Below are 666 nucleotides of genomic sequence, written 5' to 3' on the forward strand. Positions count from 1 at the left end.
GACGCGGTCTTCGCCACCGCGTTGATCACCTGCGGCACCACCCAGGTCAGGCCGATGCCCAAGGTGAACAGCACCTGCAGTGCCCAGCTGATCAGGTGCCCGACCAGTTCGGCGATGATGTCGCGGACCAGCGCCCGGACCGCGGCGACGACCTCACCGGCGGTCTTGACCCCGCTGGAGGCGCCTTCGCAGCCCTTCTGCGCGGTCTCCAGCAGCGTCACCGTGTCCTGCGCCCGCTGCCGGTAGGTGTCGGCCGCGTTCCCGGTCCACGACACGGTGTCGGCCTTGACCATGCCGGTCAGGTCTTCGCCGACGCTGCCCAGCTCGGTCGCGATGTTCTTCCACGTCTCGGATTGGGCGGCGATCTCGTCGGCGTTGCCGGTGAGGCCGTTCAGGGCTTCCTTGAGCGGGCCGACGTGTTCCATCAGCCAGCCGACCCCGGCGGCGAGGATCGCGCCGAACGGGTCCATCGCCATGGACAGCGCGTCCAGCGCCGTCCCCACCGAGCCCAGCGCGACCGAGGCCCAGTCGCCGCTCTCGATGGCCGACTTCAGGTCGTTCGCCGACTCGAGCAGCGAAATGCCCGAATACGCCTTGGTGGAATCCTTCGTCTCCGCGACCAGCGGATTTACCACGGATTGTTGTCCTCGTCCTCGGGAGCGGCGG

General features: G+C 68.6%; 1 protein-coding gene. It reads right to left on the bottom strand.

Annotated elements, in window-relative coordinates:
• Window positions 1-635 (bottom strand): WXG100 family type VII secretion target (locus CCN39_RS48345; protein WP_341867735.1); only part of this gene is annotated, 635 nt, incomplete at its 3' end.
• Between the last annotated feature and the right edge of the window lie 31 nt (window positions 636-666).

Origin of the sequence: Amycolatopsis kentuckyensis (assembly GCF_002155975.1) — a bacterium.
GTDB classification, from domain to species: Bacteria; Actinomycetota; Actinomycetes; order Mycobacteriales; family Pseudonocardiaceae; genus Amycolatopsis; species Amycolatopsis kentuckyensis.